The following is a 24,795-nucleotide window of genomic DNA, read 5'->3' on the forward strand; positions in this document are numbered from 1 at the left end:
GCGGCGGGTGGGCGAAGGTGTCGGCCGACATCACCACTTTCGGGGGACCAGATGAGCGCGATGGTGAAACGACTGGGGACGGCCGTTCTGGCCGCCGGATTGATCTTCGGGGCCGGGCGCATGGCGCTGGCGGACGAGATTTCCGACGGCCTCGCGCTTTCCGCCGATCTTTATGCCAAGGGCGACCTGGCCGGCGCGCTGAAGGAGCTTGGCTTCGCCACGGCGGCGATCCAGGCCAAGATGAACGAATCCTACGGCTCGACCTTCCCCGAGCCGCCGGCCGGCTGGACCGCGGACGAGGTCGACGCCCAGTCCATGGCGATCATGGGCATGGGCCAGAACGTCTCGCGGACCTATACCAATGCCAATGGCAATTCGGTGAAGCTGAGCCTGACCGCCGACAGCCCCATGCTGCAGTCGATGGGCATGATCTTCGCCAATCCGATGATGGCGGCCCAGGCCGGCTTCCAGCGCATCCGCGTCGGGCGCGAGGAGGCCATGCTGAAGGACGACAAGTCGGGTCAGGTGCAGATCCTGCTGACGGTCGGCAGCCGGCTTTTGCTGCAGGCCGAAGGCAGCGGCGCTTCCGTCGACGAAGTGAAGGCCCTGTTCAGCGCCTGGAAGGTCGACGAGGTCAAGAAACTCGCCGGGATGTGATCCCGGCGAGCGCGGGCTCTCAGGCGGGTTTGGCCGTGACCATGCGCATGACCGCCGCGTAGGACGGCGCGGCGGTCGTCGCCTGCCGGCCGCGCAGCACCTTGTGCATCCGGGGCAGGTGGAACCACGGCGCCGAGGGCATCAGGTGATGCTCGAGGTGGTAGTTCACATGAAAGGGCGCCACCGTCAGCCGGGCCAGCACGCCGGCCTTTGTGGTCCGCGTGTTGCGCAACGGATGATCGCTCATCTCGGTGCAGGCATGTTCGGCGAGGGCGCGGACGCGGATGAACAGGCTGTAGGTGGTGAAATAGGCGCCCAGCCAGACGAGGTAGAGAAGCCCGTTGCCGGTCGCCGCCAGCACCCCGCCGAGGATGGCGTTGGTGATGACCATGGGCGCCATGTTGCGGATGCCCTCGCGCGCATAGGCGGTCCAGCGCCGGCCGTCCCGCGGGATCAGCCGGGCACCGCCCGAGACGGTATAGGTCAGGGCGCCGATATCCATCAGGAACAGGCCGAACACCCGCTTGGCCGCGGTATAACCCGACAGATCACGAACGAATTTCCGCCGCAGCGAGGCGCGCGTGGTCGGATAGGGCGCGACCAGGCACAGGTCGGGGTCGAGATCGGTGCTGGTGTGGGAATGGTGCTGGATGTGATGCTTGCGATAGCGCGCGACATCGCCCCAGACCGGCCGCGCGCACAGCCACTGGCCGACGCTGTCGTTCAGCGACCGCGTCTTGAACAGGCTGTAATGCGCCGCCTCATGCATCAGGATCGACAGGCCGAGCTGCCGCCCGCCGAGGACGATGAGGCCGAGCAGGATGGTCGCCGGGTTCGGCCAGATCGCCATCACGGCGAAGGTCGCGCCGATCAGCGCCCAGGCGCTGCCGACCGCCCACCAGCCGGCCAGATCCGACTTGGTGTTGAAGGCGCGGATTTCCTCAGGCGTGAAGGCGTCGGTCAGCCGGAAGCTGCTCATCTGTCTCTCCCTCGTTGTTGTTGGCCTGCGCGGCGAAGAACCGTTGCCACAGGCGCCGGCCCGCCGTATCGAAGCGGCGGGTCGCGGCAAAAAAGGCTTCGCGCGCCCCGGCGTCGACCAGGGGCTCGGGCAGCAGCGGATCGAAGATCACCTGGCGGATCGCCTTGCCGCCCAGCAGGAAGGCTTCCCGCGCGGCGACATCGGGATCGAGGGTCAGGGCCCCGTCCAGCCAGCGGTCGAGATCGGCCCGGCTGCGGTCATAGGCGGCGGAGAGGGCGGCGCCGTCCCACAGCGCCCGCGCCGCCGCCTCGCGCTTCGCGTCGAACCCGCCGGCGATGAAGACATTGGCCGCCGGCTCCATCCCGAGGGCGGCAAGGCGCGCGCGCAACGCCTCGACCCCGCCGGGCAGATTGTCGGGGCGGACGAAGAAATCCCTCTCGAGTTCAGCAAGGCCGGCGAGATTGAGCGCCCGGCTGCGGGCCCGCAGCGCCGCCCGGTCGCCCCGGCCCAGCGCCCCGCAGTGGACGGCGACATAGCGGCCGTCCCACGGGCGGAGGCCTTGCCCCGCCTCGCGCCAGCGGGCGACATCGGCGGCGAGGCTGGTCGCCGCCGGACCGAGGCGATAGCAGCCCCGTCCCGCGCCCTCGACAAGGCCGGCGGCGGCGAGGCGCACCAGCGTGACCCGCACGGCGGATTCCCCGATGTCGAACAGGCCGGCGCCCAGGATCGCGTCGCGCACGCTGAGCACGCCGCCGCTGGCGACCAGCAGCAATTCGAGGATCAGGGCCTTGGGCGTGGGCGGGTTCGCCACATTACACCTGCGCGCATCAGTTTGGCATTGGTGTAATGATACACAATGAATCGGATGTTGCCGTCAAGTGTAATGAAGCGCTCCTGCCAGCAGGGCGACGGCGACGAACTGGATCAGGCAGGCCCGGCGATAGAGGCGCAGCGCGAGGCGGATGTCGGCGGCGCCGGCTTCCGCCCGGCCGTCGCCCATCCAGTGATCCTGCGACAGGGTCTCGCCATAGAGTTTCGGCCCGTTCAGGCGCAAGGACAGGGCGCCGGCCATGGCCGTCTCCGGCCAGCCGGCATTGGGCGAGCGGTGATGGCGGGCATCGCGCCAGACCGCCGCCAGCGCCGTCCCCGGCCGCGCGCCGGGCGTGACCACGGCCGCCAGCACCAGCCACAGGGCGCAGAGCCGCGAGGCCGGCAGATTGACGAGATCGTCCAGCCGGGCGGCGGCCCAGCCGAACATCAGATGGCGCGGCGTGCGGTGGCCGATCATGGAATCGGCGGTATTGATCGCCTTGTAGGCGGCGATGCCCGGCAGGCCGAAGACGCCGCACCAGAAGGCGGGGGCGACGATCCCGTCCGAGAAATTCTCCGCGAGGCTCTCGATGGCGGCACGGCTCACACCCGCCTCGTCGAGGACGGATGTATTGCGCCCGACGATCATCGAAACCGCCCGCCGCCCGGCGTCGAGCCCGCCATTCTCCAGCGCGTCGGCGACCGCGCGGACATGGCTGTCGAGGCTGCGCTGGGCGAGCAGGGAGGAGGCGGCGAGGGCGAGCAGCAGAAGCGCCGGCCAGAAACCGAGCAGGGCGAAGGCCGCCCCTTGCGCCAGCGCCGCCGGCAGCACGGTGGCGGCGAGCACGAGCACGAGCGCGGCAACGCCATTGAGCCGGCGGCGCCGGTCCGGCATGGTCGGCCGGTTCAGGGCCCGGTCGAGTCGGGCGATCAGGCCGCCGATCCAGATCACCGGATGGCCGATGCGCCGCACGAGAGGCTGGGGATAGCCGAGCGCCGCCTCGATCAGAAGGGCGAAGGCGAGAAGCAGGGGGAAGGGGTCGATCATCATGGACGCGGGCACCGCTAGCACGAATGGGCAGGCGATGGCAGACCCCTTGTCGGTCCACGGCGGAAGGCGCGCCGCCGCCATGGCCCGATTTCCCGAGGCGCCGCGCCCCTGGCTGGACCTGTCCACCGGCATCAATCCGCGGCCCTATCCGGTCGGCCCGCTCGATCCCGCCGTCTTCGCCGATCTGCCCGACCCCGAGGATCTCGCCGCCCTCGAAGCGACGGCGGCAAGGGCTTACGGCGTCGCCGACCCCGCGATGGTGGTCGCGGCGCCCGGCACGCAGGGGCTGATCGACCTCCTGCCGCTGCTGGTCGCGCCGGGCAAGGCGGCGGTGCTCGGGCCGACTTATGGCGGGCATGGCCCGGGCTGGCTGCGCGCCGGCCATCAGTTGCGCAGTGTCCATCACCTCGGCGATCTGGCGGGCGCCGATTACGGCGTGGTGGTCAATCCCAACAATCCGGACGGGCGGGTCTTCGCCGCCGCCGACCTTTTGCCGCTCGCCGCCCGGCTGGGCGCGCGGGGCGGCTTCCTGCTGGTCGATGAAGCTTTCGCCGATCTCGAAGGTCCGGGCCTTGGCGCGCATCTGCCGCGCCCCGGTCTCGTGTTGCTGCGCTCTTTCGGCAAGACCTATGGCCTTGCCGGTCTTCGCCTCGGCTTCGCGCTGGCGGCGCCGGACATGGCGGCGGCGATCCGCGCCGGCCTTGGCGATTGGGCGGTCTCCGGCCCCGCCATCGCCGTCGGCCGCAAGGCCCTCGCGGACGAGGATTGGCGCCGCGCGGCGGCCGACTGGACGGCAAGCGCGGCGGCAAGGCTCGATGGCCTGATGACCGGCGCCGGCTTCGCGGTCGAGGGCGGCTGCCGTCTGTTCCGGCTTTATGCCCGCAAGGATGCGACGGCGTGGTTCGAGCGTCTGGCCCGGGCCGGCATCCTGACCCGGCCCTTCGCCTGGCGGAGCGATCTCCTCCGCCTCGGTCTGCCGGCGAGCGAGGCGGATTTCCAGCGGCTGGCGGCGGCGCTGTCATGACCCCGCCTGTCTTCGACGACGCTTTCCGCGCCCGTTTCGAGACCCTGCTGCGCTGGCGCCGCGACGTCCGCCGCTTCCGCACCGAGCCGCTGGCGGAAGGGCTGCTGGACCGTCTGCTGCTGCTCGCCGATCTTGCCCCTTCGGTCGGCAACAGCCAGCCCTGGCGCTTCGTCACCATCGACGATCCGGCGCGGCGGGCGGCGGTGATCGCCAATTTCGAGCGGGCGAACGCCGAAGCCCTCGGCGATTACGCCGGAGAGCGGGCGGCGCTCTACGCGCGGCTGAAACTGTCGGGCCTGCGCGAGGCGCCGGTCCATCTCGCCGTCTTCGCCGATCTGCATCCGGATCAGGGCGCGGGCCTCGGCCGGCGCACCATGCCCGAGACGATCGAGCATTCGGCGACCACGGCGGTCCATACCCTGTGGCTGGCGGCGCGGGCCCATGGCGTCGGCCTCGGCTGGGTGTCGATTCTCGATCCCGCCACGATCAATGCCGATCTCGACTGCCCGGCCGACTGGCATCTGATCGCCTATCTCTGCCTCGGCTATCCGGTCGAAGAGCATGAGGACGCGGAACTGGCCCGCCTCGGCTGGCAGGCCCGCAGCCCCCTGTCGGCGCGCCTGTTCCGCCGCTGATGCCGCGGGTGCGGCAACAGGATTGACATCAACCGCCGCTCACGCTTCAACTGCGCCTGCTTTGGCGGTTCCTTCGGGATGAAAAGGGAACACGGAAGGCGCCTGTCGGCGCCCCACCGTGGCTGTCCCCGCAACTGTGAGCGGCGAGCCGCGCATCAGAGGTCACTGGCGTTATGGCCGGGAAGACGATGCGACGGTCATAACCCGCGAGCCAGGAGACCTGCCGCCAAGGGCATCACTCTACCAGGGGCCGGGCGAGCCTTTGGTGCGGAAAACCGCTGCGGTGATGCGTCGTTGGACGTTGTCGCGGCCGGTTCCGCCCCCAGGGGTCACCGCGCGGCACCGTCCGTATCTGGACGAGCCGGGACACCGGCACCGTGGGGTTGGGCATGAGCAGCATTCGCAGCACGTTTCTTCTTTCCGTTTCGGTTTTCGGCCTCTCGCTCGGCAGTGCCCGGGCGGAAGAGGCCGAGGCCCTGCCGGAAGTCTCCGTCACCGCCAACCGGGGCGAGGCGACGCCGCTGACCGAGGTCGGCAGCGCGGTCACCATCGTCACCGCCGAGGACATCGAGGCGAAGCAGATCCGTGTCGTCTCGGACGCGCTGCGTCTCATTCCCGGCGTCTCGGTCAGCCGGCACGGCAGTTTCGGCAACCAGACCACGGTTCGCCTGCGCGGCTCGGAGAGCAACCAGACGCTGGTGCTGATCGACGGTGTCGCGGTGAATAATCCCGCCTCCAGCTCGGAATTCGATTTCGGCCATCTGATGGCCCAGGACATCGAGCGGATCGAGGTGCTGCGCGGGCCGCAGAGCGCGCTCTATGGCTCCGACGCGGTGGGCGGCGTGATCAATATCGTCACCAAGAAGGGCGAGCCGGGTTCGGGCGTGACGGTCAGCGCCGAGGCCGGCAGCATGAACACCTATGCCTCCGCGGTCTCGGCCCATGCCGCGGGCGACGGTTTCAGCATCCGTGCCGGCGCCTCGGGCTTTTCCACCACCGGCACCTCCTCGGCCTCCAAGTGGCGCGGCAACAGCGAGGAGGACGGTTTCCGCAGCCTGTCGTCCTATGTCAACGCCAGCTACGATCCCACGCCGGTCTATGGTTTCGACCTCGTGTTCCGCAACACGGATTACCGCAGCGAATACGACGACACGCCGCCGCCCTTCTACACCCTGTCCGACTGGCCCTCGGTCGCCGATGGCACCGAGACCTTCGCCCGGGGTCAGGCGCGGCTCGCCCTTCTCGACGGGCGCTGGACCCAGCGCCTCGGCGTCAGCCATTTCCGCAATGATGTCGATTACACCGCGCCCGGCCTGTGGCCGGATTCGACCCTGTGGGGCGAGACGACGAAATACGATTACCAGAGCAACCTGAGCTTCGATACCGGCGCCGACCTGTCCCACACGGTGACCGCCGCCGTCGAATATCAGCACGACGAGATCGACAGCTATGTCCAGGAGGACATGGCCCAGAGCTCCTATGTCGCGCAATATCAGCTCGGCCTGTTCGACGCCCTGTCGCTGACCGGGGCGCTGCGCCGCGACGCCAACGACAAGTTCGAGGACGCGACGACCTATCGCCTGACCGCGGCCTATGATATCGCGGCCATCGGGACCAAGCTGCGCACGTCCTATGGCACCGGGGTGAAGAACCCGACCATCAACGAGCTTTACGGTTACGGGGGCAGTTACATCGGCAATCCCAACCTGCAGCCGGAGAAGGCCAAGGGCTGGGATGTCGGCCTCGACCAGTCGCTGTTCGGCGACCGCCTGAGCCTTGGCCTCACCTATTTCGACCAGCGCATCAGCAACGAGATCACCACGGTCTATCTCTATGACACGGGCACCGGCGTCTTCCTGGGCAGCACGCCGCAGAACGATCCCGCGACCTCGCGCCATCGCGGCATCGAGGTCGAGGCGACCCTGGAGCCGGTGAAGAACCTCAGCCTGCGCGCCGCCTATACCTATACCCATTCCCACGATGCCAACCGCAACGCGCCCGAAATCCTGCAGCCGGTGCATCAGGGCAGTTTCGACATCGGTTACCGCTTCCTCGACGAGAAGGCGCAGGTGAACCTCGGCATCGTCGTCAACAGCGACACGACCGATATCGACTATGCGACCTATACGACGCAGAATCTCGGCAGCTATACGCTGGTCAATCTCGCCGGTTCCTACGACGTGCTCGACAATGTGCAGCTCTATGCCCGGATCGAGAATCTGGGCGATGCGGAATATGAGGAAGCCTGGAGTTACGGCAGCACCGGCCGCGCCGCCTATGCCGGCGTGAAGGCGGATTTCTGAGGTCGTGATGAGGCGCCTCCTTCCTTCTTTCCCGTCATTCCGGCAAAGGCCGGAATCTCGTGGGGGAAGGGGCGCCTTCGGCTTGTTTCTCGCCGTCGTCCTGTTGTTCGGAACGCCGACCATCGCCGCGCCCGCCCGCATCGCTTCGATGAATCTCTGCACCGACGAACTCGTGCTCCAACTGGCCGATCTCGACCGGGTGGTTTCCGTCTCCTATCTCTCGCGCGATCCCGGCGGCTCCAATGTCGCCGCCCTCGCCGAACAGGTGCCGGTCAACCATGGCCTCGCCGAGGAAATCCTGGCGGCGCGGCCCGATATCGTCTTCGCCGGCATCTATACCTCGCAGGCCAGCGTCGCCCTGCTGCGGCAGGCGGGCATGAAGGTCGTCGCCTTCGACGCGCCGGTCAGCTTCGAGGAAGTCGTGGCGCAGATCCGCGAGGTCGCCGCCCTGCTCGGGGAGGCCTCGCGGGGCGAGACCATGATCGCCGACATGGAGCGCCGCCTCGCCGCCATCGCCCCGGCGCCGAAACCTTTGCGCACGCTGGTGCTGCGGCCGAACGGCTTTACCGTCGGCGGCGGCTCCCTCGTCGACACATTGATCCGGCGCGCGGGACTTGCCAATCTGGGGGCCGATCCCGCGCTCTCGACCTATCGTGAAATGCCCCTTGAAGCCTTGGTGCTGGCGAAGCCCGATCTCGTCATCCTCGACGAGGAGGAGGTGCCGGCCCCCGCCCTCGCCTATGACGTGCTGCGCCATCCGGTGTTGCGCCACATGCCCTACCGGATGACGGTGACCGGCCTGCCGTCGCGCCTGTGGACCTGCGCCGGTCCCGCCATCGTCGATGCCGTCTCGGTGCTCGCCCGGGCCGCCGGGCGGATCGAGGGCACGCCATGATCAACCTGCCCGAGCCGCCCCATGCCCTGCTGGCGGGGGGGCTTGCCCTCGCCATGCTCGCGCTCATGGCCGTGTCCGTCGCCATCGGCTATGCCCCCTTCGACCTCTCGGCCGCTTTCGCCGACGTCCTCGCCGGGCGGGAGACGCTGCCGGCGGTGATCCTGACCGAACTCCGTCTGCCGCGTGCCCTCATGGGGGCGATGACCGGCTTCACCCTCGGTCTCGCCGGGGCCGCCATGCAGGGCCTCTTGCGCAATCCGCTGGCGGAGCCGGGGGTGATCGGTGTTTCCAGCGCCGCCGCCCTCGGCGCCGTGCTGGTGTTCTATTCGGGGCTTGCCGGCAGTTTCGGCCTTGCCCTGCCGCTCGGCGGCATCGGGGGGGCGCTGGTCGCGACCGTGCTGCTCTATGCCCTCGTCGGGCGGGGGGCGGGGACCACCACCCTCGTCCTCGCCGGGGTCGCGGTGTCCGCCTTCGCCGGGGCCTTGACCGCGCTCGCCCTCAATCTCTCGCCCAATCCCTATGCCGTGGTCGAGATCACCTTCTGGCTCATGGGCTCGCTCACCGACCGCAGCATGGATCATGTCGTGCTGGCGCTGCCGCTGATGGCGGCGGGCTGGCTCATGCTGCTGTCGTCCGGCCGGGCGCTGGACGGGTTGTCGCTGGGCGACGACACGGCGGCCAGCATGGGCTTCGACCTGCCGCGCCTGCGGCTGAAGCTGGTCGCCGGGGCCGCGCTGTCGGTCGGGGCGGCGGTGGCGGTTACCGGGGCCATCGGCTTCGTCGGCCTCGTCGTGCCCCATGTGCTGCGCCCCTTCGTCGGCCATCGGCCGGGGCGGCTGTTGCTGGTCTCCGGCCTTGGCGGCGCGGTTCTTCTGCTCGCCGCGGATATCGGCGTTCGCCTGATCGGCATCCAGCCCGAGTTGAAGCTGGGGGTGGTGACCGCCGTCGTCGGCGCGCCCTTCCTGTTCTCCCTCATCTACCGGCTGCGGCGGGAGGGAGCGTGATGCGGATCGAGGCGACGGGCCTGTCCTGCCGGGTGGGCGATACGCTGCTGCTGCGCGACGTGGGCCTTGCCTTCGGGGCGGGCGAAATGGTCGGGCTGATCGGGCCGAACGGCGCGGGCAAGACCACGCTGCTGCGCCATCTCGCCGGGCTCGCGGTGCCGGCGGCGGGCACCGTCACTTATGACGGGCAAAGCCTGCGCGCCCTCGGAAGGGCGAAACTGGCCCGCCGCCTCGCCTATCTCGCCCAGGATGCCGAGGCGCAATGGCCGATCCGGGTCGACCAGCTGGTCCGCCTCGGCCGGCTGCCGCACCGAAGGCCGCTGGCGGGCGAATCGGCGGCGGACCTTGCGGCGGTCGCCCGGGCGCTGGCCGCGACCGATTGCGAGCGGCTGGCCGGACGCCGGCTCGACACGCTCTCGGGCGGGGAGCGGATGCGGGCGCTGCTGGCCCGGGCGCTGGCGGTCGAGGCGGAGATGCTGCTGGCGGACGAGCCGGTCGCCGCCCTCGACCCCTATCACCAGCTCCACACTATGGAACTGTTGCGCGATGTGGCGGCGCGCGGTGCAGGCGTCGTCGTCGTCCTGCATGATCTCACGCTGGCGGCGCGCTTCTGCGACCGGCTGGTGCTGCTCTCGGGCGGGCGGGTGATGGCGGCGGGGGCGCCCCGCGCGGTCCTGTCGGACGATAATCTGGCGGCCGCCTATCACATCCGCGCCCTTCACGGGGAAGCGGAGGGGGCGGATTTCACCCTGCCGTGGCAGCGCATCGACCCGGCCTGATCTTACGGAAAACCCGAAGAATGCTTCAGGGCGCCGCGCGGTGGACGGCGGCGGGCGACACCCCTATGGTGCCTGTAGTGTTGCTGGAGACCATCGCATGAAGACCAAGGCCGTTCTGACCGTCGAAGATGTCGATACCATCCTGAAAGGGGCGCGGGCGGAAGCCCTGGCCAACAATTGGGCGGTGACCATCGCGGTGGTGGACGACGGCGGCCATCCCCTCGGCATGATCCGTCTCGACGGCTGCCCGCAGATGAGCGCCTATATCGGCACTGAAAAGGCCCGCACCGCCGCCCTCGGCCGGCGCGAGACCAAGATTTTCGAGGATATGGTCAATGGCGGCCGCATGTCCTTCCTCTCGGCCCCGGTGCTGCAGGGCCTGCTCGAAGGCGGCGTGCCGGTGATCGTCGACGGCGATGTGATCGGCGCGGTCGGCGTTTCCGGCGTCAAGTCGATCGAGGATGCCCAGATCGCCAAGGCCGGCATCGCCGCCCTGCTCGGCTGATCCCGACCCATCGCCCGGAGGCCGCGCCCATGACGTCCCGCATCACCCGTAACCGCCTGCAGGTGTCCGCCGATCTCGTCGCCTTCATCGAGGACGAGGCGCTGCCCGGCACCGGGATCGAGGCGGCGGATTTCTGGGCCGGCTTCGACGCCATGGCCCATGATCTGGCGCCCAAGAACCGGACGCTGCTCGCGATTCGCGACGAGTTGCAGGCCAAGATCGACGCCTGGCACAAGGCGAATGGCGTCGGCGATCCCGCCGCCTATCGCGCTTTCCTCCGCGATATCGGCTATCTGGTGCCGGTGCCCGACAGTGTCGCCATCGACACCAGCGGCATCGACAGCGAAATTTCCGAACAGGCGGGGCCGCAGCTCGTCGTGCCGGTCATGAACGCGCGCTATGCCCTCAACGCCGCCAACGCGCGCTGGGGCAGCCTTTACGACGCGCTCTATGGCACCGACGCGATCCCGGAAAGCGACGGCGCGGGCAAGGCCGGCGGCTATAATCCGGTGCGGGGCGCGCGGGTCATCGCCTTCGCCCGCGACATGCTCGACCGGGCGGCGCCGCTCGTCACCGGCTCCCACGCCGCGGCCATCGCCTATACGGTCGAGGGCGGGCGCCTGTCGGTCGCGCTCGGCACCGGGTTGACCACCCTTGCCGACGGCAAGGCCTTCGTCGGTTACACCGGCGATCCTTCGGCGCCGACCTCGGTGCTGATCCGCCACAACGGCCTCCATCTCGAAATCCAGTTCGACAAGAGCCATCCCATCGGCGCGAGCGATCCCGCCGGGATCAAGGACGTGCTGACCGAGGCCGCCCTGACCACGATCATGGACTGCGAGGATTCGGTCGCCGCCGTCGATGCCGAGGACAAGGTGGTGGTCTATCGCCACTGGCTCGGCCTGATGAAGGGCACGCTGACCGAGGAGGTGGCGAAGGGCGGCAAGAGCTTCACCCGCGCCATGAACCCCGACCGCACCTATGTGGCGCCGTCGGGCGGCACACTGACCCTGCCGGGCCGCTCGCTGATGTTCATTCGGAACGTCGGCCATCTGATGACCAACCCGGCGATCCTGCTCGCCGATGGCAGCGAGATCCCGGAAGGCCTGATGGATGCCGCGATCACGGTGACGATCGCCAAGCACGACCTGAGCGGCGCGGGCAAGTTCCGCAATTCCCGCGCCGGTTCCGTCTATATCGTGAAGCCGAAGATGCACGGCCCGGCCGAAGTCGCCTTCGCCGACGAACTGTTCGCCCGGGCCGAGGATATCGCGGGCCTGCCGCGTTACACGGTGAAACTCGGCATCATGGACGAGGAACGCCGCACGACCCTGAACCTGAAGGCCTGCATCGCCGCGGCCAGGCACCGGGTCGCCTTCATCAACACCGGCTTCCTCGACCGGACCGGCGATGAAATCCACACCTCGATGGAGGCAGGGCCGATGGTGCGCAAGGGCGCCATGAAGTCGGCCGCCTGGATTTCGGCCTATGAAAAGAACAACGTGCTGATCGGCCTTGCCTGCGGGTTGCGCGGCAAGGCGCAGATCGGCAAGGGCATGTGGGCCATGCCCGACCTGATGGCCGAGATGCTGAAGCAGAAAATCGCCCATCCCAAGGCCGGCGCCAATACCGCCTGGGTGCCGTCGCCGACCGCCGCGACCCTGCACGCCCTGCATTATCACGAGGTCGATGTCGCCGCCGTGCAGAAGGCCATGGAAGGCCAGCGCGCCGACCTGACCGCCGAGCTGCTGACCATTCCGGTCGCCAAGGACACCAACTGGTCCCCGGCCGAGGTGCAGGCGGAACTGGACAACAACGCCCAGGGCATCCTCGGTTATGTCGTGCGTTGGATCGACCAGGGCGTCGGCTGTTCCAAGGTGCCGGACATCAACGACATCGGCCTGATGGAAGACCGCGCCACCTTGCGCATCTCATCCCAGCACATGGCCAACTGGCTGCACCACGGCATCGTGACCGAGGCGCAGGTGACGGAAACCTTCCGCCGCATGGCCGCCGTCGTCGACGCGCAGAACGCGGGCGATCCGCTCTACACGCCGATGGCACCCGGTTTCGACGGCGTCGCCTTTCGGGCGGCCTGCGATCTCGTGTTCAAGGGGCGGGAGCAGCCGTCCGGTTATACCGAGCCGCTGCTGCACCGCTGGCGTCAGGTCGCCAAGGCGGGCTGACCGGCCCCGGCGCCCGCTCGGGTCAGGACTTGGGCGGCGCGGCGTCCGTCTCGGGCTTGGCCGGGGCCTTCTTCTGATCGCCGAGGATGCTCTTGGCGGGGCAGATGGCGAAGACCGGGCAGCGTTTGCAGGTCACGGCCGCGGCGATGGGGCACAGGGTCATTCCGGTCTTCCTTCTGAAGAGATCGAACCCACGATCATTCTATATCGGATTAGCCGATCGCAGAATGGGCGATCACCGGTCTAAAGGATGGGGTCAGCGCACCGCCGGGCTTTTCGCCAGATGCGCGAGGGCGATATCCGTGTCCGCCTCCTTCTCGGGATCGTAGCCGGGCATGAGGAAGCGCCAGCTGCCGCCGAGCAGGTCCCGGGCCGAGGGGATCAGGTTGCGGCTGGAGGCCCGGCGCCATTCGGCGAAGAAGCCCGGCTTGATCGCCAACGCCGGATCCTGCCGCATCAGGTAGCGGGTCGATTCGATCCAGTACCAGGTGAGAAACGGAATGATGAAACCCATGACCAGCAGCCGGTTGGCCAGCGGCGCCCCGGTCAGGTGCTTGTAGAGATCGAAGGCGACCGAGCGATGCTCGACCTCCTCGGCGCCATGCCAGCGCAGGAGCTCCATCATGGCGGGGTCGGCGTCCAGCCGGGGCAATTCCTCGTTCTCGAGGATGAAACGCCCGAGGATACAGGTGAAATGCTCGCCCGCGGCGATGATGCCTACGCGGGTGCCCAGCCACCAGCGGGCGAGGCGCCTGCCCGTCGGCAGCAGGCCGAAGATGCGCGCCGGATCGCCCAGCAGCCGGTCGATCATGCGCTGGGTGCGGGCGGCGCCGTCCCTGATATCCATGCCGTGCTGCAGGAAATGCTCGATCAGCGGCTTGTGGGCGGCGCCGTGAATCGCTTCCTGTCGCATGAAGGCGATGACATCCTCCCGCACCTTGTCGTCGGTGACATGGGGCAGGGCTTCCTTGAACACCTGACAGAACCAGACTTCGACGATGGGCAGCAGGATATGGGTCGAATTGGTCAGGTGGGAGATGAAGGCCTCCCCCTCGATCCACTGCGGCCTGGTCTTGCTCCAGTCGAAGGCGACCTTGCGCGGGGTGATCTTGTGACGGGTCACGGGCGGAACTCCTACTTCGGCATCAGGTCGGCGCCGGCGAGGCGGCGCATCAGGGCGGGCGAGACGCGGCCGAGCAGATTGCCGATCACGGCTTCGAGCCCGACCAGGGCGACCGGCTCGTTCTTCAGGATGGCGGCGAGGATCTGGTCCGCCACCGCCTCGGCGGTCAGGGCGCGACGGGCATAGAGGCGCGAGGCGGCGGCGCGCTTGCGGTCCTGCGTCTCGGCGCTGGCGCCGACGAAGGTCGTGCGGTCGGTGATGCCGGTGTCGATGATGCCGGGGCAGATGGCGGAAACGCCGATGCCCTGGTCGGCCAGTTCGGCGCGCAGGCAGGTCGTCATGGTCAGCACGGCGGATTTGGTCGCGGCATAGGCCGACAGGCCCCGCGCCGGCATGAAGGCGGCGGCCGATGCGACATTGACGATGTGACCGCCGGATTGCCGCGCCGCCATGCGCGCGCCGAACAGCCGCGCGCCATGGATGACACCCCAGAGGTTCACGTCGAGCACGCGGCGCCAGTCCTCGATCCTCGTGTCGAGGAAATCGCCAGCCATGCCGATGCCGGCATTGTTGACGAGGATGTCGATCCCGCCCAGCACATCGTCGGTCCAGTCGGCGAGGGCGGCCATGGCGCCCGCGTCGGAAACGTCGACCACGCGGGCATGGGCTTCCACTCCGACGAGGCGGGCGAGGGTCGCGGTGCGTTCCGCCGCCGCCTTGTCGATATCGGTCGCGACGATGTCGGCGCCCTTGCCGGCGAGGGCGATGGCGGTCGCCCGGCCGATGCCGCTGCCCGCCCCGGTGACGAGGGCGAGGCGGCCGGCGAGGGGACCAGCGCCGGCGGTCTTCCGCGCGGCGAGGCGCCGGCCATGGACGAGGGCGCCGCAGTCACGGCCGCCGTCGACATGGGCGACAAAGCGGCGGACACGCGCGGCCAGCAGGGCCGGATCCTTCAGCGGCAGCCAGTGACCGCTTTCGATATCCTCGCGCACCAGATGGGGCACGCGGGTGGCGAGATCGTCGAAGACGGCCGGGCTGACGAAAGGATCGTTGCGCGGCACCAGCAGCTGAACCGGCTGCTCGATGGTCGCGGGCCGGGGCGCCAGCGCCTTTTCACGGAAATTGGCGCGGTAGAGGTTGATGCCCCGCAGCGCATCGGCCAACTGGCCGGCGCGGGGCGCGACTTCGATGCCGTCGGTCCGGCGCAGGAGACGCGGCCAGAGGTGGGCAGCGCCGGCCCGCCAGACGAGGGGGGCGAAGGCGGGGACATGGAAGGCGAAAATGTACCAGGAGCGCAGCATCTGCCCCAGCATGGGCGGCAGGGCGGCCAGTTTCCGCGCGCGCAGCCGCTCCGACATGGCGCCGAAGGCCAAGTCGAGCGACGGGCCGGAGACTGAAGTATAGGAGGCAATGCGGTGCCGGGTGCGGGAATCGACCAGCGCCTGCCAGCCCTGTATGGAGCCCCAGTCGTGGCCGACGAGATGCACCCTGGCGCCATCCGGCACCTGCGCCTCGATCACCGCGGCGAGATCGGCCATCAGCCGGCCGAGATGATAGCCGCGCTGGCCCGCCGGCGCGGTCGAGGCGCCGGCGCCCCGGACGTCATAGGTGATGACCCGGTGGTCGGCGGCGAGGTCGGCGACGACGCCGTCCCACACCGTGCTGTCGTCGGGATAGCCGTGGATCAGCAGGACGACCGGCGCCTTTTCAGGGCCGGCGACATGGCCGGACAGGGTGACTTCGCCGGTCTCGACCTCGAAGGGTGTGCTCATGTCAGGCGGCTTTCTTCTGGCTGCGGCGGGTTTCGAAGCGCCGGACATGGGGCAGGTCGTCGTCCAGCCAGCGGGCGCCGCCGTCGTCGCCGATCAGCAGCAATTCCTCAAATTTCGCGCCCGTGTCGCGAAAGCCCAGATGCGGCTCCACCGCCCAGAGGCCGGGCACCGGCGGATGGTCCGAGGCTTCGGTGCTGTTCCACAGCGGCGACCAGCCCTTGTCCCGGCCTTCGGCGACCTGGCGGCGCAGCTCCCGCACGGCGCGGAGGCCGAAACGGGCGAGGCTGAAGCGCGAGGCCTCGCCCGGCAGCACTTCCACCCGATGGGCGAGGACCGTGTAGGGATAGGCCTTGTGGCGCGGCTCCACGCCCTGACGGCGGCACAGGGCATCGACCGCGCGCGAAACCTCGGCCATGCTGCGGCCGGCGGCGATTTCGCGGGGGATGAGGTTTCGATGCTCGATCAGGTCGTCCATCAGCTGCTCGACCACCGGATTGTGGCCGAGGGCGCCGGAATAGCCGATGTCGGCCACTGCCCGGCCGACCACCGGCGCGCAGTCGAGGATGAAGGCCATGCCTTCCTCCAGCCGGCGACCGCCGGGGAAGAAGGCCGGGTTGAAACCGCGCAGGGCGCGAATGCCGATGGCGCCGCGAAAGGCCGTGCGGTCGCCGAACCAGGCGAAGGGCTCGTGAAACCATTCGCGCACGCCGTGATCGGCGGCCCAGGTCTTCATGCGGGTTGCCGCCTCGCGCTCGGTCATGCCCGGGCGCAAATCGGCCGCGATCGCTTCGGCGCAGTCGTAGGCCAGACGCTGGGCGGCCCGGAAGGCGGCGATTCGCTCGGCCGGATCGGGTATGGACATGGCGGCTCCCCGCTTCCCCTGTTTATTACTTTGAAGTAAGTTACTTGAAAGTAAGTTTGAGTCAATGAGCGATCGGAAAAGCCGGAACATGGGCGAAGAAGGGCCGCGAAACGGCAGCCGGCGCCTGCCACGGGCGGCGCGCGAGGCGCAGATCCTGCAGGTGGCGGCGGAAATGTTCGCCGCGCAGGGTTTCCACGCGACCTCGATGGACGATGTCGCCGCCGCCTGCGGTGTGACCAAGCCGATGATCTACAGTTATTTCGGCTCGAAACCGGGCCTGCTGGCGGCGTTGCTCGAGCGGACGGGCGCCGAGCTGCTGGGGGGCCTCGCCCTGATGGCGGCGATCCCCGACCCGGAAGCGCGCATCAGGGCGACCCTCGACCTGTTGATCACGCGGCTCTACGAACAGACGGCGAGCTGGCGGGTGATCCTGTCGGCCATGCGGGGCGACGGCCCGCTGGCCGAGCGGGCGCGGGGTTACCGGGCCGCGCTGATCCACGCCATGCTGATCACCCTCGCCGAACTCGCCCCGCCCGGCCTGCACCGGGCCATCGCGAGGCGCCGGGTCAGCCCCTATGCCTATGCCCTGCTCGGCGCGGCGGAGGCCGGATCGGAATGGTGGCTGAACACCCCAGGCGTGTCGCGGGTGGAAACCACGGCGACGGCAAGCCGGGTGCTCGACGCCATGCTCGCTCTCATCCGGCGAGACCTCGACATTCCGGTGTAATTCCCCGCTCTGCCGGACCGACATTGGTGTCGGGCTGGGGCTATCTCAACCGCAGACTTTCCGTATCGGGCCGATTTCCCCCCTAATGGGTGGGAGGCCGCTCCCCCCGCTTCCTGCACACTCGGCGCATTCTGTCGGCATGGTCTGCGCCAGCCGACAGGCACCGGATGAGGGAAGGTCCGGGCAAAAAAACATAAGCGTTCGCGGATCGGCGGGGCCCGGCCGTGGCGCAGGCGGAAGCTCGAGGGGTGGGAAATGAAAAGGACGGGTTTGTTGACGGCGGCGACGCTGGGGGCCGCGCTGGGTGTGGCGTCGTGGGCGAGTGCCCAGGATCAGGCGCCGTCGCCTGAGGACATGGCCGCGGTGGCCGCCAGCAGCTTCCAGTTCGAAGCCTTCGGTGGCGGTGACGAGAATGGCGGCCTCTACGGCGGTGGCGTCTCGTTCAACACGCCGCTCGGTGACAGCATGGGTCTGCAGATCGACGGCATCGTCGGCAAGGCGGCGTCCGAGGTCAGCTTCTACGGCGGCGCGGCCCAGCTCTATTTCCGTGACCCGTCAAGTCATCTGCTCGGTCTTGCCGTGACGGCGCTTCGTGTCGACGAGGAAAGCCAGTTCAGCGTCTCGGCCATCGGCGAATATTACCTCGACCAGATTACCCTCGAGGCGATGGCGGGCGTGCAGACCGGCGACATCGTCGACGGCGGCTTCGCCGGGCGCCTCGGCATGGCCTATTACGCTTCCCCCAACCTTAGGGTCGGCGGCGGCATTTCCTATACCGAGGCGAGCGAATTCGGCGGCGATCTCGAGGCCGAATATCTGGTCGCCCCGGCGAGCGGCCTCGCGCTTTACGCGACCGGCGGCTTCGACAACGATGGCTCGGTCGGCATGGTCGGGCTGCGGCTCTATACCGGCGCGCCGGAATCCGCCATGGCCTCGGCCGGGGAAGAGGACGCGGGCGGTCCCAGCCTGATCTATCGCCACCGCCACATGGGGCGTAACAATCTCTTCATCGCGGCGCCCCATTCGACCGGTATCCGCTTCATCACCGCGGCAGCCGGCGCGATCCAGGAAGGCACCGAGTTCGGCGATATCGAGGCGGTGCCGGCACCCGACGCGGGCGGCGGCATGTTGACCGGCCTGTCCGCCAATGGCACGAGCGCGGATCCTGCGGCGGCGCTGACCAATCTCCTGACCGACCTCGTCTCGACCGACGGCGAACAGGCGCCGCTGGGCAATCTGCTGGCCGGTATCCTGCCGGCGGGTTCGACCGGCACGCCGCTCGACGGCATTCCCGTGGTCGGCGATCTGCTGGGCAGCCTGACCGAAATCCTGTCGCCCGACACGGTGCGCATCGGCGACCTGCCGACAGGCCCGAATTCCGTCGCCAGCCTGCCGCTGGTCGGCGATCTGGTCAGCCTGCTGCCGGCCGAGCCGGTGCTCTATCTCCTCGGCGCGGCCAAGCCCGATCAGCTGCTCGGCGTGCTCGTTCCCGGTATGCTGCAGGGCTTCGCCAGCGATCCCGCCATCCTTCAGGGTTTCGCCGGTCGCCTGACCGACACGCTGACCGGGCTTCTGAGCGGCGGCAGCAGTGGACTTTCGGGCCTGCCTCTCCTCTCCTTCGTACCCTGACGGGTATGAGGGGGAGCCGACGGAATGCACATCAGACGGTATGACCGGGATTATTCCCGCCGCCACTTCCTCGAACAGCTCGGCCGGGGCACCGTCGCCGCAGGGGTGCTGATGCCCCTGTGGCAGGCCATCGCCAAGACGGGCGACGCCTCGGCCGCCTATCCCGACGAATTGCTGTCGATCGAGGCCTATACCAAGGGCAAGCTGAAGCCGGGCGACACCATCGACGCCGGCAATGTCGACCAGGTCCGCGAACTGCTCGATCCCATTCAGTTCCAGCAGGTCAAGGACATGGGGCGGCGCCTGACCCTTGCGCGTGAGACGACGGACGTCATGCGCTTGTCGCCCTGGGAATATGTCGAGGCGACCTTGAGCAACAAGGGCCGCGGCCGGCTCGACGCCAATGGCAATATCGCGACCGACGACGGCAAGCCGTGGATCGGCGGCCATCCGTTCCCGGCCAGCACCAACGGGCTCGAAGCCTTTGCCGGCCAGACCCTGTCCTGGGGCCGGCACGATGCCAGCGTCTATGGCATCCGGGAATGCGACGTCAGTGCGTCGGGCAAGGTCGACTATCGCTACGAAGGCGTCTGGGCCGAAATGACCCCGGTCGCCCGGGTGGCGATGGACCCCAAGCCCTATCTGCCGGGCCATGAAGACAAGATGCGCTTCCAGTCCATCATCTTCACTTCGCCCGACGATATCAGGGGCTCGTCCTTCCTCAACATCTGGCCCTACGACCAGCGCGAATTCCCGGACCTCTTCGGTTACGTGCCGGAATTCAAGCGCATCCGCCGCTTCCCCACCAACCAGCGCTTCGAGCCGCTGCTGCCGGGCTCCGATCTCTATCTGTCCGACGCCTGGGCGACCGGCGATCCCTATCTGACCTGGGGCAATTACAAGGTGATCGGCACAGGGCCGGCGCTGGCCGGCCTGTCGGGCAACTGGTCGTCGAGCGCCGACAACTGGACCCATGGCACCCATGGCGGGCCCAAGGGCGAGACCTTCTACGACACGGTGGTCGAGCTGGTGCCGCAGGCGATCAACGTCGAGGCGCAACCCGTGCGCTATCCGCGCGCGCCCATCTCGAAGAAGGAAGTACGCTTCGACCTGCGCACCATGCTGCCCATCACCATGGTCAGCTTCGACCGGCGCGGCCAGCTGTTCCGTTCCTTCGACGGGGCCTATTCGCTTTATGACGATGGCAAGGGGCAGGTCATGGACGGCAAGCATCCCTATTGGTCCTGGACCCATGTCCATGCCTATAACACCCAGACCGGCCACATGACGCGGATCGAGCAGGTGCAGCGCCTCGCCAGCGGCGACGTGATGCGGGTGAACGATCCCGCGACCTACGATCTTTACCTCACGCAAGGGGCGATGCAGCGCCGGGGCGACTGATCGGTTTCCGCCCTTCAGCCCCAGAGCTTGTCCTCAATCGCCCGCGCGGCCGCCAGCAGCGCGGGCGGAACGCCGGGCGCTCCTGTCTCGGCGAGGCCGGTCAGCGAAATGGCGGCCACCACCTTGCCCTGGCGGTCGTGCAGGGGCACGGCCACGCAATGCAGCCCCTCCGCCATCTCGGCGTCGTCCTCGGCGTAGCCGCGTTCGGCGATGGTGGATATCGCCGCGCGCAGCTGGTCGGGTTCGGTCAGGGTCGTTTCCGTCAGCCGGGGGAAAGGGCCGCCGGCCAGGTAACGCTCGCGCACCGGCTTGTCGAGGCCGGCCAGCAGCACCTTGCCGATGCCGGTGCAATAGGCCTCGAGCTGCATCATCTCGCGGGTGAAGACCTTGCCCGGCCCGCCCGCCTCCTTGACCAGATAGGTGACCATCTCGGCTTCCAGAATGCCGAGGTGGGCGGTCCGCTTCTGCTGCCGGGCGAGGCGGCGCAGCAGCGGCCGGCTGGCGTTGATCAGCACCTGACGCCGGTCGGACGCGAGTTCGGCGAGGCCCATGCCGGCGACATAGCGCCCCCGCGCCGCCCGCGTGATCAGGCGCTGGCGCTCGAAGGCCGCGATCAGCCGGTGCGCGGTCGAAACCGGCATTTCCGCCTGTCCGGCCAGTTCGGACAGGGGGGTCTTGCCCCTGTCCCGCAGCACCAGGGTGAACAACCCGAGGGCGCGGTCGAGGGCCTGGGTGCCGGAATCGGCGGCTTCGGGATCGTTTTTCATTCTCTCACTATATGAGTATTCGGCGGCCCGGTAAATTGGCAAGCCCGGGGCTTTCCGCCAATCATCCCCTCGGCACCGGGGCCATTTCCCCGGACAGCAGCGGGAGGAACGGTATGAGCGCCAAGGTCAAGGTCGCCATCATCGGTTCGGGCAATATCGGTACCGATCTGATGATCAAGGTCATGCGTAATTCCAAGGTTCTGGAGATGGGGGCCTTCGTCGGCATCGACCCCGAATCCGACGGCCTGAAGCGGGCCCAGCGTCTCGGCGTGGCCACGACCCACGAGGGCATCGAGGGTCTGCAGAAGCTCGATGTCTGGCCGGAAATCGGCATCGTCTTCGACGCGACCTCGGCGGGCGCGCACAAGAAGCACAATGATGTCTGCAAGGCGGCGGGCAAGATCATGATCGACCTGACCCCGGCGGCGATCGGTCCCTATGTCATTCCCGTGGTGAACGGCGACGTCCACCTCGACGCGCAGAATGTGAACATGGTCACCTGCGGCGGCCAGGCGACCATTCCGATCGTCGCGGCGGTCTCCTCGGTCGCCAAGGTTCACTACGCCGAAATCGTCGCCTCGATCTCGTCGAAGTCGGCCGGCCCCGGCACGCGCGCCAATATCGACGAATTCACCGAGACGACGCGCCATGGCATCGAGCAGGTGGGCGGCGCCGCCCGCGGCCGCGCCATCATCATCCTGAACCCGGCCGAGCCGCCGATGATCATGCGCGACACGGTGTTCACCCTGTCGTCCGGCGCCGACGAGGCCACGATCACCAAGGCGGTGAAGGAACAGATCGAGCGGGTGCAGGCCTATGTCCCCGGCTATCGCCTGAAGCAGGAGCTGCAGTTCGAGCATTTCGGCTCGAACAACCCGGTGCATATCCCCGGCCACGGCACCTTCGAGGGCATCAAGACCTCGGTCTTCCTCGAGGTCGAGGGCGCGGCGCATTACCTGCCCGCCTATGCCGGCAATCTCGACATCATGACCTCGGCCGGGATGCGCACCGCCGAGAAGATCGCCACCCGCAAGATGCTGAAGGAAGTCGCGTGATGGCTACGCTCGACCCCACCAAGACCAAGCTCTACATCCAGGACGTCACCCTGCGCGACGGGATGCACGCCATCCGTCACCAGTACGGCCTGTCCCATGTCCAGGCGATCGCCAAGGCGCTGGACGAAGCCGGCGTCGACGCGATCGAGATCGCCCATGGCGACGGCCTCAATGGCGGTACCTTCAACTACGGCTTCGGCCGCCACACCGACTGGGAGTGGATCGAGGCGGTCGCCGACGTCGTGAAGACCTCGGTGCTGACCACCCTGCTGCTGCCCGGCATCGGCACCGTGGAAGAACTGAAGCACGCCTATTCGCTGGGTGTCCGTTCGGTCCGCATCGCCACCCATTGCACCGAGGCGGACGTCTCGAAGCAGCACATCGAGGCGGCGCGTAACCTCGGCATGGACACCATCGGCTTCCTGATGATGAGCCACATGATCGAGCCCGAGCACCTCGCCCAGCAGGCCAAGCTGATGGAGACTTACGGCGCGACCTGCGTCTATGTCACCGATTCCGGCGGCGCCATGGACATGGACGGCTACCGCGCGCGCTGCGAAGCCTATGACCGCGTGCTGAAGCCCGAGACCCAGCGCGGCATTCATGCCCACCACAACCTCTCGCTCGGCGTCGCCAATTCGATCGTCGGCGTGCAGGCGGGCGCGATCCGCGTCGACGCTTCGCTGGCCGGCATGGGCGCGGGCGCGGGCAATGCCCCGCTCGAAGTCTTCATCGCCGCGGCCGAGCGCAAGGGCTGGAAGACCGGCTGCGACCTGTTCAAGCTGATGGACGCCGCCGAGGATCTGGTGCGTCCGCTGCAGGACCGTCCGGTCCGCGTCGACCGCGAGACCCTGACCCTCGGCTATGCCGGCGTCTATTCGTCCTTCCTGCGCCATGCCGAGAAGGCTTCGAGTGAATATGGCGTCGATACCCGCGCCATCCTCTACGAGGCCGGCCGGCGCCGCATGGTCGGCGGTCAGGAAGACATGATCGTCGACATCGCCCTCGACCTCGCCAAGGAAAAGAAGGCGGCTGTCGCGTAAGAGCCGGACGTCACGGCCGGCATTTTCGTCGCCGGCCGTGACGACCGATACAGATGGCCCGGCCGGGCGTAAGCTATCTCTCCGACGGGTTCGATCGGGGGGATCGCAACATGGCGGTGAAGACGGGTGACGGTGCCGACAATGTGCTGTCGGGCACGGCGGATGCGGATACGATCGACGGGCTCGGCGGTGACGACCGTCTGATCGGCCGGGCGGGCGATGACCTGCTGGACGGCGGTGCCGGGCGGGACAAGCTGTTCGGCGGCGATGGCAGCGACACGCTGACCGGCGGCGCCGACGACGACATCTATGTCGTTACCGATCTTTTCGACACGATCGTCGAACTGGACGGCGGGGGCACCGACCGGGTCGCCGCCACGGTGGATTTCACCCTGGGCGATTTCGTCGAGCGGCTTTCTTTCCGGGGCAGTGCCGATCTTGACGGCACGGGCAATGCCCTCGACAACCGGATTTACGGCAATGTCGGCGCCAATATATTGGACGGCGGGGCCGGCAACGATGTGTTGCGGGGCGGTGACGGTAACGACACGCTGATCGGCGGTCTGGGCGACGATCGGCTGGCGGGGGGCGCCGGCGCCGATACCATGACCGGGGGCGATGGTAACGATTACTACGATGTCGACGATGTCGGCGACGCGGTCACCGAGACGGCGGGCGGCGGCGTCGACACGATACGCACCCTGGTTGGCGGCAGTCTCGCCGCCGAAGTCGAAATCATGATCCTGGCCGGCGCCGCCGAGCTTGGCGCCAGCGGCAACGACCTCGACAATGTGATCACCGGCAACAATGCCGCCAACACGATTTATGGCGGCGCTGGCGACGACCGCTTGTCGGGGCGAGGCGGGCTCGACTATCTCGACGGACAGGACGGGGCCGACGTGATGATCGGCGGCACGGGCAGCGACGTCTATGTCGTCGACGACGCAGGCGATGTGGTGATCGAAGGGGCAGGGGGCGGCGAGGGCGACCACGTCCTGTCCTCGATCAGCTATGTGCTGGGGGCCGAGGTCGAGAGCCTGACCCTGACGGGAACGGCCGATATCGACGCGACGGGCAATGCCCGCGGCAATTCGATCGACGGCAATGATGGCGACAACCGCATCTTCGCCCTAGACGGCACCGACACGATCGACGCCGGGGCGGGCGACGACCTGATCGACGGCGGTGACGGCGGCGATTACATGACCGGCGGCGCCGGGGCCGATATCTTCGTCGCCTCGGCCCGCAGCGAAGGCGGCAGTGGCGCCGACGCGATCACCGATTTCGAGGTCGGGGTCGATCGTATCGACGTCTCCAGCTTCGGCTTCCGGTCGCTGGGCGATATTCCCGCGATCAGCGGCGCCGCCGACGCGGAACTGCAATTCAACGACATCAGCTATCTCGTGCTGATCGGAGTCGATTCCGCCAGCCTGACGGCGGCCGATTTCATCTTCGCGGTCTGAGGGGATATATAATCAGATATAAGTGTGAAATATATCATTGTGCAAATTCATATTGACCAATAAGCCTTGTCATCGTTCACTCGCCGGCCAAAGACCTGCCCGGCGCAGGGAATGACACAAGGAAA

At 68.2% G+C, this 24,795-nt stretch carries 23 protein-coding genes and 1 riboswitch; of the genes, 15 read left to right on the forward strand and 8 right to left on the reverse strand.

Features of this window, described 5'->3' with window-relative positions; all coding sequences use genetic code 11:
- Positions 1 to 51: 51 nt before the first annotated feature.
- Positions 52 to 657, forward strand: a complete 606-nt coding sequence (locus tag DKG74_RS07265; RefSeq protein WP_109904188.1) for an exosortase-associated EpsI family protein — start codon at positions 52 to 54, stop codon at positions 655 to 657.
- A gap of 19 nt (positions 658 to 676) precedes the next feature.
- Here the strand turns inward: DKG74_RS07265 and DKG74_RS07270 are convergent, their stop codons facing one another.
- The 3 genes from DKG74_RS07270 to cbiB form a co-directional block, all read right to left on the reverse strand.
- Positions 677 to 1,636 carry a fatty acid desaturase family protein gene (locus DKG74_RS07270; RefSeq protein ID WP_109904190.1) on the reverse strand — a complete coding sequence of 320 codons (960 nt, stop codon included), beginning with the start codon at positions 1,634 to 1,636 and terminating at the stop codon, positions 677 to 679.
- On the reverse strand, positions 1,599 to 2,447 hold the full coding sequence (locus DKG74_RS07275) for a PaaX family transcriptional regulator C-terminal domain-containing protein (RefSeq protein ID WP_109904192.1): 849 nt from the start codon (positions 2,445 to 2,447) through the stop codon (positions 1,599 to 1,601). Before DKG74_RS07275 ends, DKG74_RS07270 begins: the two co-directional genes overlap by 38 nt.
- 63 nt (positions 2,448 to 2,510) lie before the next feature.
- Complete coding sequence (cbiB, locus tag DKG74_RS07280; RefSeq protein WP_243404047.1) at positions 2,511 to 3,497, reverse strand: adenosylcobinamide-phosphate synthase CbiB; 987 nt, start codon at positions 3,495 to 3,497, stop codon at positions 2,511 to 2,513.
- Between the two features lie 34 nt (positions 3,498 to 3,531).
- On the opposite strand from cbiB, the gene cobD reads away from it, so the two are divergent.
- The 8 genes from cobD to DKG74_RS07320 all read left to right on the forward strand — a co-directional run bounded on the left by cobD (position 3,532) and on the right by DKG74_RS07320 (position 12,828).
- Positions 3,532 to 4,521 carry a threonine-phosphate decarboxylase CobD gene (cobD, locus tag DKG74_RS07285; protein WP_109904194.1) on the forward strand — a complete coding sequence of 330 codons (990 nt, stop codon included), beginning with the start codon at positions 3,532 to 3,534 and terminating at the stop codon, positions 4,519 to 4,521.
- Positions 4,518 to 5,156, forward strand: coding sequence for a 5,6-dimethylbenzimidazole synthase (gene bluB, locus DKG74_RS07290; RefSeq protein ID WP_109904196.1), 639 nt, complete (start codon positions 4,518 to 4,520; stop codon positions 5,154 to 5,156). Before cobD ends, bluB begins: the two co-directional genes overlap by 4 nt.
- Before the next feature lie 48 nt (positions 5,157 to 5,204).
- Positions 5,205 to 5,398: riboswitch (cobalamin riboswitch) on the forward strand.
- Between the two features lie 147 nt (positions 5,399 to 5,545).
- Positions 5,546 to 7,459 carry a TonB-dependent receptor plug domain-containing protein gene (locus DKG74_RS07295; protein ID WP_109904198.1) on the forward strand — a complete coding sequence of 638 codons (1,914 nt, stop codon included), beginning with the start codon at positions 5,546 to 5,548 and terminating at the stop codon, positions 7,457 to 7,459.
- Positions 7,460 to 7,541: 82 nt separating this feature from the next.
- Positions 7,542 to 8,354, forward strand: a complete 813-nt coding sequence (locus tag DKG74_RS07300; RefSeq protein ID WP_165837576.1) for an ABC transporter substrate-binding protein — start codon at positions 7,542 to 7,544, stop codon at positions 8,352 to 8,354.
- A complete protein-coding gene (locus tag DKG74_RS07305) occupies positions 8,351 to 9,358 on the forward strand; it encodes a FecCD family ABC transporter permease (RefSeq protein ID WP_109904202.1) in 1,008 nt (335 codons plus the stop codon). Before DKG74_RS07300 ends, DKG74_RS07305 begins: the two co-directional genes overlap by 4 nt.
- Positions 9,358 to 10,137 (forward strand): ABC transporter ATP-binding protein, encoded by a 780-nt coding sequence (locus DKG74_RS07310; protein WP_109904204.1) that lies wholly within the window; start codon positions 9,358 to 9,360, stop codon positions 10,135 to 10,137. The genes DKG74_RS07305 and DKG74_RS07310 overlap by 1 nt, the downstream gene beginning before the upstream one ends.
- A gap of 97 nt (positions 10,138 to 10,234) precedes the next feature.
- Entirely contained in the window at positions 10,235 to 10,642 is a 408-nt protein-coding gene (locus DKG74_RS07315) for a heme-binding protein (protein WP_109904206.1), read from the forward strand.
- Positions 10,643 to 10,671: 29 nt separating this feature from the next.
- Entirely contained in the window at positions 10,672 to 12,828 is a 2,157-nt protein-coding gene (locus DKG74_RS07320) for a malate synthase G (protein ID WP_109904208.1), read from the forward strand.
- A gap of 22 nt (positions 12,829 to 12,850) precedes the next feature.
- Here the strand turns inward: DKG74_RS07320 and DKG74_RS21705 are convergent, their stop codons facing one another.
- From DKG74_RS21705 to DKG74_RS07335, 4 genes are all read right to left on the reverse strand, one after another.
- Entirely contained in the window at positions 12,851 to 12,991 is a 141-nt protein-coding gene (locus DKG74_RS21705; protein WP_165837577.1) for a hypothetical protein, read from the reverse strand.
- 93 nt (positions 12,992 to 13,084) lie between these two features.
- Positions 13,085 to 13,951 carry a metal-dependent hydrolase gene (locus DKG74_RS07325; RefSeq protein ID WP_109904210.1) on the reverse strand — a complete coding sequence of 289 codons (867 nt, stop codon included), beginning with the start codon at positions 13,949 to 13,951 and terminating at the stop codon, positions 13,085 to 13,087.
- An 11-nt stretch (positions 13,952 to 13,962) separates the two neighbouring features.
- Entirely contained in the window at positions 13,963 to 15,723 is a 1,761-nt protein-coding gene (locus DKG74_RS07330) for an SDR family oxidoreductase (protein ID WP_165837578.1), read from the reverse strand.
- Between the two features lies 1 nt (position 15,724).
- A complete protein-coding gene (locus DKG74_RS07335) occupies positions 15,725 to 16,585 on the reverse strand; it encodes a M24 family metallopeptidase (RefSeq protein ID WP_109904214.1) in 861 nt (286 codons plus the stop codon).
- A 64-nt stretch (positions 16,586 to 16,649) separates the two neighbouring features.
- Between DKG74_RS07335 and DKG74_RS07340 the strand changes: the two genes are divergently transcribed.
- The 3 genes from DKG74_RS07340 (at position 16,650) to DKG74_RS07350 (ending at position 20,342) form a co-directional block, all read left to right on the forward strand.
- Positions 16,650 to 17,312 (forward strand): TetR/AcrR family transcriptional regulator, encoded by a 663-nt coding sequence (locus tag DKG74_RS07340; RefSeq protein WP_207779278.1) that lies wholly within the window; start codon positions 16,650 to 16,652, stop codon positions 17,310 to 17,312.
- 255 nt (positions 17,313 to 17,567) lie between these two features.
- Positions 17,568 to 18,941 (forward strand): hypothetical protein, encoded by a 1,374-nt coding sequence (locus tag DKG74_RS07345; RefSeq protein WP_133251533.1) that lies wholly within the window; start codon positions 17,568 to 17,570, stop codon positions 18,939 to 18,941.
- Positions 18,942 to 18,965: 24 nt separating this feature from the next.
- Entirely contained in the window at positions 18,966 to 20,342 is a 1,377-nt protein-coding gene (locus tag DKG74_RS07350; protein WP_109904220.1) for a DUF1329 domain-containing protein, read from the forward strand.
- Between the two features lie 14 nt (positions 20,343 to 20,356).
- Here the strand turns inward: DKG74_RS07350 and DKG74_RS07355 are convergent, their stop codons facing one another.
- Complete coding sequence (locus DKG74_RS07355) at positions 20,357 to 21,109, reverse strand: IclR family transcriptional regulator (protein ID WP_109904222.1); 753 nt, start codon at positions 21,107 to 21,109, stop codon at positions 20,357 to 20,359.
- 113 nt (positions 21,110 to 21,222) lie between these two features.
- Here DKG74_RS07355 and DKG74_RS07360 point away from each other — a divergent pair, with 113 nt between their 5' ends.
- The 3 genes from DKG74_RS07360 (at position 21,223) to DKG74_RS07370 (ending at position 24,670) form a co-directional block, all read left to right on the forward strand.
- A complete protein-coding gene (locus DKG74_RS07360) occupies positions 21,223 to 22,164 on the forward strand; it encodes an acetaldehyde dehydrogenase (acetylating) (RefSeq protein ID WP_109904224.1) in 942 nt (313 codons plus the stop codon).
- Positions 22,164 to 23,207: a 4-hydroxy-2-oxovalerate aldolase gene (dmpG, locus tag DKG74_RS07365; protein ID WP_109904226.1), complete on the forward strand. Its 1,044-nt coding sequence runs from the start codon at positions 22,164 to 22,166 to the stop codon at positions 23,205 to 23,207. The genes DKG74_RS07360 and dmpG overlap by 1 nt, the downstream gene beginning before the upstream one ends.
- Before the next feature lie 110 nt (positions 23,208 to 23,317).
- Positions 23,318 to 24,670 carry a calcium-binding protein gene (locus DKG74_RS07370; RefSeq protein WP_279340859.1) on the forward strand — a complete coding sequence of 451 codons (1,353 nt, stop codon included), beginning with the start codon at positions 23,318 to 23,320 and terminating at the stop codon, positions 24,668 to 24,670.
- The last annotated feature ends 125 nt before the right edge of the window (positions 24,671 to 24,795 follow it).

Origin of the sequence: Zavarzinia aquatilis (assembly GCF_003173035.1) — a bacterium.
In the GTDB taxonomy this organism is placed as follows: Bacteria; Pseudomonadota; Alphaproteobacteria; order Zavarziniales; family Zavarziniaceae; genus Zavarzinia; species Zavarzinia aquatilis.